The 7,358-nt window shown below is 52.1% G+C and carries 6 protein-coding genes; 5 read left to right on the forward strand and 1 reads right to left on the reverse strand.

What is annotated here, in order from left to right; genetic code table 11:
- Positions 1 to 656: 656 nt before the first annotated feature.
- Entirely contained in the window at positions 657 to 1,088 is a 432-nt protein-coding gene (locus ACI4N7_RS08760) for a hypothetical protein (protein ID WP_439732980.1), read from the forward strand.
- Positions 1,089 to 1,190: 102 nt separating this feature from the next.
- Here ACI4N7_RS08760 and ACI4N7_RS08765 read toward each other — a convergent pair whose 3' ends face one another.
- Complete coding sequence (locus ACI4N7_RS08765) at positions 1,191 to 2,630, reverse strand: class I adenylate-forming enzyme family protein (RefSeq protein WP_439732981.1); 1,440 nt, start codon at positions 2,628 to 2,630, stop codon at positions 1,191 to 1,193.
- Between the two features lie 382 nt (positions 2,631 to 3,012).
- Between ACI4N7_RS08765 and ACI4N7_RS08770 the strand changes: the two genes are divergently transcribed.
- The 4 genes from ACI4N7_RS08770 (at position 3,013) to ACI4N7_RS08785 (ending at position 7,332) form a co-directional block, all read left to right on the forward strand.
- Positions 3,013 to 3,789: a 6-carboxyhexanoate--CoA ligase gene (locus ACI4N7_RS08770; RefSeq protein ID WP_439732982.1), complete on the forward strand. Its 777-nt coding sequence runs from the start codon at positions 3,013 to 3,015 to the stop codon at positions 3,787 to 3,789.
- The gene (locus ACI4N7_RS08775) at positions 3,776 to 4,942 is read left to right on the forward strand and encodes an aminotransferase class I/II-fold pyridoxal phosphate-dependent enzyme (protein ID WP_439732983.1); all 1,167 of its coding nucleotides are present in this window, start codon (positions 3,776 to 3,778) and stop codon (positions 4,940 to 4,942) included. The genes ACI4N7_RS08770 and ACI4N7_RS08775 overlap by 14 nt, the downstream gene beginning before the upstream one ends.
- 277 nt (positions 4,943 to 5,219) lie before the next feature.
- The gene (locus ACI4N7_RS08780) at positions 5,220 to 5,726 is read left to right on the forward strand and encodes a hypothetical protein (protein ID WP_439732984.1); all 507 of its coding nucleotides are present in this window, start codon (positions 5,220 to 5,222) and stop codon (positions 5,724 to 5,726) included.
- Between the two features lie 91 nt (positions 5,727 to 5,817).
- A complete protein-coding gene (locus ACI4N7_RS08785; RefSeq protein WP_439732985.1) occupies positions 5,818 to 7,332 on the forward strand; it encodes a DUF438 domain-containing protein in 1,515 nt (504 codons plus the stop codon).
- Positions 7,333 to 7,358: the final 26 nt, after the last annotated feature.

Here is a 7,358-nt window from a genome sequence, read left to right on the forward strand (position 1 = left end):
AGTTTTCAAAGAATCATCGCTCTTCAAGCGACTTGATTATCATACCACGAATCGTCGCATCCTGTCAAGCACTTTTTTGAAGTGATTTATGGGAAGAACTTCATCGGGGCCGCCGCTCTCGCGGCGACAGGTATGATGATACCATGGATGCTGATTTGTGTCAACAGGTTTTTGAAATATTTTTTGGGATTCATTTGCGATGGGGCGGCGGTAGTCCCAGCAAAGATTCATAAGATACAAATGGTAGTGGAAGAAATTAAGAATGGAAATACAGAATGAAGAATAGCGGTGGTACCTTTTAAATAGGAGAGGCGCCATCTTTATAAAACCACACAACATAATAAGACAGAAAGGCAATGGCATCCATTTATTGACCAAAAGAACGATACCACAGTCTTAGGCTCTTTCAGAACCGTCACGCCTGAGAACCTCGGAGCCTGAAAGCTCGTTAATCGTAAGAACCTTTTGTCTTCTGCATCCTTTGCACCGGTATTTTAAAAAGAGCTCCCCGGTTCATAGAAGAGGTCTTGATTTCAAACATAAGTTCTTATATAATATTTTAAGAACTTATGTTCTTATTATGAGATGCACATAATATAAACCGGGCTTGGAACAAGGAATGCTGATTGAAAAGAAGATAACCGGAGGAGAAAAATATGGAACCTTCACAGATTGCAGCACTCATTCCCGTAATGAACGGCCCTGCCCAGGGCTGTATGGTGGTATATGACGATGGAAGGCGGTGCCGGCGTTTCTGCAGTGTGGAACGATACATCAATACGCTGGCTGCTTTTATGGGAAATGATAACCGGGCCTGCCGAAAGCTTTTCCGCGGCCGGCGGGGCACCGGACTCCTGCTGAATGACGGCAGTATTTTCGTACAGATCCGCATGGCGGAGAAGGCGCCTACCCTCGGCTATGTCCGTATGGATGCAGTCAGGAGCTTTTATACCGGAGACAATGGAAAATGCATACTTTCCCTTTCCTGCGGGGAACAGCTGGAAACAGGCTGGCGTCTGGAAACGGTGGACCGGCATATCCGTCTGGTCCGCCGTACCCTGGAAGGAAGAGAACTGCCGGAACTATAAAAGCTGCTTCATGCGTCCCGGATTCATAAAACGATAGCCATCACAACGAAAAAGCAGTCAAAAAGAGCAGCCCTCAAGGCTGCTCTTTCTTTGATTGATCCGTCAGTTATCTCTCAATGCCCGTTTCAGAATCTTGCCTGTGGCATTTTTCGGCAGAGCATCCATGGGAATGAAGCGGCGGGGGATTTTATAGCTGGCAATGTTTTTGGACATATGCTTTCTGAGTTTGTTTTCGTCAAAATCATAGCCGTCCTTCATGACAATATAAGCCCATACCGCCTGTCCGCGAAGGGGATCCGGATGGCCTACCACGGCACATTCCGCTACGCCTTCCACTTCGTAAATGCAGTCTTCCACTTCTCCCGGATAAATATTTTCGCCATTGACAATGATCAGGTCTTTGATGCGGTCCACAATATAAATGTATTGATCTGCGTCCATGTAGGCCAGGTCTCCTGTGCTGAGCCAGCCGTCTTCAGAGAGCACCTTTTTTGTTTCTTCCGGTTTGTTCCAGTAGCCTTTCATCACATTGGAACCTCTTACCATCAGTTCGCCCACGGTGCCCGGCACATAGGGGCCGCCGCCTTCCGTGCGGATATATGCTTCCACCCCCGGAAGCACAGGACCGCTGGTCAGGTACTTCGGCTTTGCACTGGGAAGGACGCAGACGACCGGAGAGGCTTCCGTCAGTCCGTAGCCTTCCTGTATGGGATGATGGAACCGGAAATAAAAGGCCTGGGATACAGGCTGGGGAATGGAGGCCCCGCCGGAAATAAAGGCATGCACCGTCTTCATCACCGACGGTTCGCCCCGCCGGGCCAGAAGATTGTACATGGGCGGCACCATAATGGCAATGGTTACGGAATGGTGCACAATCGCATTGATGATTTCCGTAGGACTGCGGGAACGGAGAATGACAATGGTAGAATGTGCATACAGCCCCGCATTGACTACCGTGGTCAGACCGTAGCAGTGAAACATGGGGAGTACGCAGAGGACCTTGTCCTCCGCCTTGAATACAATGCGGGAAATGAACTGTTCCACATTGCTCACCAGATTCCGGTGAGTCAGCATGGCTCCCTTCGGACTGCCGGTGGTGCCGGAGGTGTATACCAGGGCGCATACATCATCTTCCGTAAATTCCTTCGGGAATGCAGGAGCTTCCGGACAGGTATCCTCTTCCGCTCTGAAATCCAGGTCATGAATGTCAATGGAAGGGCAGGATACTTCCAGCGCTGTATCCGTTACCAGCAGCATGGCGCCGGAATCCTTGATAATGTAGTCCACTTCCCGGTCCACCAGGGAATTGTTGACAGGAATAATGATGGCGCCCAGACTTACCACTGCCAGATAGACATACACAAATTCAGGACGGTTGGCGGAATACAGAGCAACTCTGTATCCCTTCCTCACTCCCATATCATACAGACAGTTCCGGTATCTGCGGAGAGCCTGTTCCAGTTCTCCATAGGTGACGCTTCTTTCTCCTTCAAATACATAATGTGCAGGATCTGCCCCTTTGATCATTTCATGTAAAAACATTTCGCACCTCTCTAACATATAACAGTATCATTCTAGCAAAAAAACAGATTTCTTTCAAATTGGTGCCCTGCCGGGGGAAGGAGAGCATACAGAGAAAGCGCAGTTTAACCGCAAAGGATCCGGCTCCTTCGCAGGCTCCGGCACTGCGCTGTACCGGGCCGGAGGGGAGAAATGGACCGGAGGGCCGCTGTATTTCCGAATGCAGAAGGGACAGAAATTTTAAATTTCATCTTCGTTTATATTGTAAACTAAATAATATTTCTTACTTGACAAATAACAGTTAACAGTTTTACACTAAAAAACAAGAGCCGAAGTGCGATAACTTCGGAATATTTTATGCCCTTGCAGTTGACAATAATGCTATTGTAAGTTGACAAAAGGAGTGGTTTCGTTGCTGTATAGTGTAAAAATGCGTTCCAGTCTTGGAGGCCGCCATGGAGAGGGTGGCCGTCATATTTCCGGTGCAGAAAGAATCGTACCGGAAGACCAGGTGGAAGCGGATGTGATCGCCATGCTCCGCCGGGCCAGGACCCATGAACGGGGTGCCGCCGATTTCATTCAGGTGAAGGTGGAAGAGGTAAAGCCCCAGACCATTGCCTACTGTCCCATGATTCCCATTTACCAGATCAATACAAAGACGAAGGAAGAGGGACGCCAGGCAGCCAGAAGGGAGCTGATCCGCATCGGCGTCAGCAGAGAGGCTGTCAGAAGTGCCTTTTTCGAGCTGGAATCCCTCACCGACAGCATGCGGGGCGCCATCGTCATGGATGCGGTAAGCGGAAAAAGACTGGATAACCGTCAGGAGCGGGGCGTGCGCTGCAGCAATATGGACTGCGAAAATACGGCGCTTTACGATGAAATCATGGGAAAGAAGGGCCTTGGCGGCGACCATCCCCGGGAAGCGCTGGTACTGGCTTCCAAGGTGGCCTATGCCCCCGGTACGGTAGCCGAGCTCTGCTGGTCCGATGACCCGGACTATGTCACCGGCTATGTGGGCTCTCGAAAATTCGGCTACGGCCGTATCACAGTCATGAAGGACATGGGAGATCCCGTAGGAGGCCGTGTCTTTTTTGTGAAGCCCGGCACGGATATCCGGGAATATGATGATTATATGCAGAACCAGACGGTTCTAGTGAGGCTTCCCCATGAAAATCAGTGATATACCGGAAAAGCTGCAGGAAATCCAAAGAGAAGACCGTTTCCGGAAGGTACAGGATCTCCGCATGATCACCGCGTCCCTGGGCCGGGACAGGGCAGGAAAGGAATATATTGTCTTTAATTCCAATGATTATCTTGGCATGACCCATGAAAAGGAAGTGGAAGAAGCCGCCAGAGAAGCGGTTTCCTTCGGCACCGGATCGGGAGGAGCCAGGCTCACCAGCGGCGCTGTATTTGAACTGTCCGATCTGGAAAAAGAACTCGCCTCCTTCAAGCATAAGGAGGATGCGGTCGTTTTCAATACGGGATACATGACCAATCTGGGCGTTCTCTACGCTTTGGCCGGACCGGGCGATGTAATTTTTTCCGATGCCCTGAACCACGCCAGCATTGTAGACGGATGCCGGATTTCCAGGGCCGCCGTGAAGGTCTATCCCCATTCCCGTATGGATGCCCTGGAAAAGCTTCTGAAAGAAACACCGGTAACGGGCCAGCGCTTCATTGTCACCGACGGCGTATTCAGCATGGACGGCGATGTGGCGGACCTGCCGTCTCTGGTGAAGCTGAAGGAACAATACGATGCCTGCCTCATTGTGGATGACGCCCATGCCACGGGAGTCATCGGAGAAACAGGACGGGGCACCGCAGAGTACTACCATATGGAAGGCATTGATATTCAGGTAGGCACCCTGTCCAAATCCCTGGGTTCCGTAGGAGGATTTGCCGCTGCCTGCCGCCCTGTAACTGATTATCTCAGGAACTGCTCCCGCCCCTTTATCTTTTCAACCTCCATTCCTGCTTCCGCCGGTGCCGCCGCCCTGACTGCCCTCCGGCTTCTCGAAAGAAATCCTGAAAAATACATGGGCGCTCTCCGCCGGAACACAAAATATATGAAGGAAAAGCTCAGGGAAGCAGGCATTTCATTCCTTCCCGGCGACACCTCCATCATTCCCATTGTTATGGGAAGAGAGGAAGCGGCCATGGAATATGCCGCCCGCTGCCGGGAAAGAGGCATTCTCCTTTCCGCCATCCGTCCGCCTTCCGTTCCTGCAGGAACCAGCCGCATACGCCTCACCGTCACCGCCGCTCATACCAGAGAACAGCTGGACAGGGCAGTGGAAGTAATGGCCGAATGTCTCGCTGACAACGCCTGACGCCGGTCATGAAAGCAGAGAGGGAAGCCGGTCGGTAAAGGTTTTTAAGATTGACCAGCCTATGGCCCGAGAATGGTGGTATCGTCCCAGCAGGCGATGCTTATGAAGTGGCCGTTATGGGACTCCCCGCCGGACACAGTCATTCTGAGCAAAGTGAAGAACCCTGTTACATGCCGCATTTGAAACAACCGGCACCGGGCGGCGGAAAGTCTGCTCTATTCTTTTATCATCTGATTTTCCTGCCGCAAATGAATAATCGTTCAAAAAGGAGAACAACATGGAAAAGACAATGCCCGTCAACAGAGAGAGAACCATGGCCCTGGACTGCTGCGAAACAGCCCTGCTGGCTGTCCTGATTGCCGTCAGCGGCACCTTCCGCATTCCCGGTATCCTGCCGGGCACGGAATTCCAGCTGTCCGCTCCCATTGCCGTAGCCATCTGCGGTGTCTTCGGATTTAAGAAGTACATCGTGGCCGGCATTCTGGCTTCTCTCATGGGGCTGGGTCTTGGTACCTGCACCATCCTGAACGTGGCCATCCAGATGTCCTTCCGTCTGGGCGTAGGCGCTTTCTGGCTTCTTTCCGGATCCAATCCCATTTTCTATATTTTCTCCGGCCCTGTGGGTACCGCCCTGGCCCGGGTGGTGATGTACTTCCTGCTGGGCAAGGGCCTTACCTTAATGCTCATAGCCGCTGCTCCCGGCATGGCCTTCACCGCTGCCACCGCCTGGGCTTTCGGCAAAATTTTCACCCGCTGCCGGAAGGCAGTGCGGACAAGCCTGTAAGTAATCACTATAGTGACATCCCCCTTTTCTTCATGGTACAATGGGTTTACCCATTGAAAATTATCTATGAAATGCAGAAAAGGAGATATATATGGCAGACCGGAAAATACTCTATCTCACAAAGAGCGTACACGACCTGGTGAAGGAATATCCGGAGCTCGTTCCCCTGATGAAGGAGCTTGGATTTACCCGCATTACAGAAAAAACGGCCCTCAATACGGTGGGCCGTTTCATGACCATTCCCAAGGGTGCCATGATGATGCACATCGACATGGGAAAGGTCATTGCCGCACTCACCGCCGCCGGTTTCACCCTGGGCGGCTCTTTCGACGGAGCCTCTTCCCCTGCCGTCAAAGAAGCGGCACCTGCTGATGAAAGGACGGCCAAAATCACCGAATATATCCGCCGCCTGTCCCAGGGAGAAGACCTGGAGAAGGTGCGGGCCGATTTCGTGAAAAATTTCAAAGATGTGGACCCCGGGGAAATCGCACTGGCTGAGCAGTCCCTTCTGAAGGGCGGCGTGCCCCTTAAGGATGTGCAGAGGCTCTGTGATGTGCATTCCGCTCTCTTCCACGGCACCACCAAGGCCGAAAAAATCGCCGCCGCCGAAGCAAAGGTACAGGAGTCTCTGGGCAGCCATTCGCCGGCTGCCATGCTCCAGCGGAAAGACGGAGCCGACGGACTGTATGAATCCCTCCGTGCCATTCCGGGCCACCCGCTGTCCCTGCTTTCCCTGGAAAATGAAGCCATCAGAGAGCAGCTGGAAAAAGTGAAAAAAGTACTGGAGGAAGGAGGAAATCCCATGGAGGAGCTGGGCCGTCTCCGCCGGATTTCCCTTCATTACAGCAAGAAAAATGTGCTCTATCCCATTCTGAAAATAAACTACGGTTTCTCCGGCCCCTCCGACGTCATGTGGAGCGTGGACGATGAAATCCGGGACACCCTGCAGAATCTGGAAAAGCGGGGCCATCAGAGCGCCGCCCTCCGGGAAACGCCCCAGTGGAAAGAGCGCCTTTCCTCCGCTCTCACCAGGGCAGAAGAAATGATTTACAAAGAAAATAACATCCTCTTCCCCCTCTGCGCCAAAAATTTCACGAAAGAAGAATGGAAAGACATTGCCCGGGACTTTGACCGTTATGAGCCCTGCCTCATAGACCCCCAGCCCCGCTGGCAGGAGGCTTTCAGCAGTGAGAAAAAGGAAATTTCCATGGAAAAAGGCATCATCCACCTTCCCACAGGAGAACTGAAGGTGAAGGAGCTGGAAGCAATGCTGAATACGCTGCCCATGGAAATCACCTTCGTAGATGCCAAAGACATGAACCGCTACTGGAACGATGACGGACAGCCAAAGCTCTTCAATCGACCCGCCACCGCCCTGGGACGGGAAGTCTACACCTGCCACCCGCCGAAGGTGGTACCCATGGTGCGGCAGCTCATCGACTCTTTCCGCAGCGGAAAGCAGGACCTCTTCGACGTATGGCTGGAAAAGGAAGGGGAACCGGTACTGGTGCGGTACATGGCAGTTCGGGACAAAGAAGGCACCTTCCTGGGCACCCTGGAAATGGTGCAGAAAATGGGATTTGCCAGGAAGCATTTTTCTACATGAAACGGGTTTAATAGTTTCTTGTTTCT

Source organism: Dialister sp., from assembly GCF_051885895.1.
In the GTDB taxonomy this organism is placed as follows: domain Bacteria; phylum Bacillota; class Negativicutes; order Veillonellales; family Dialisteraceae; genus Dialister.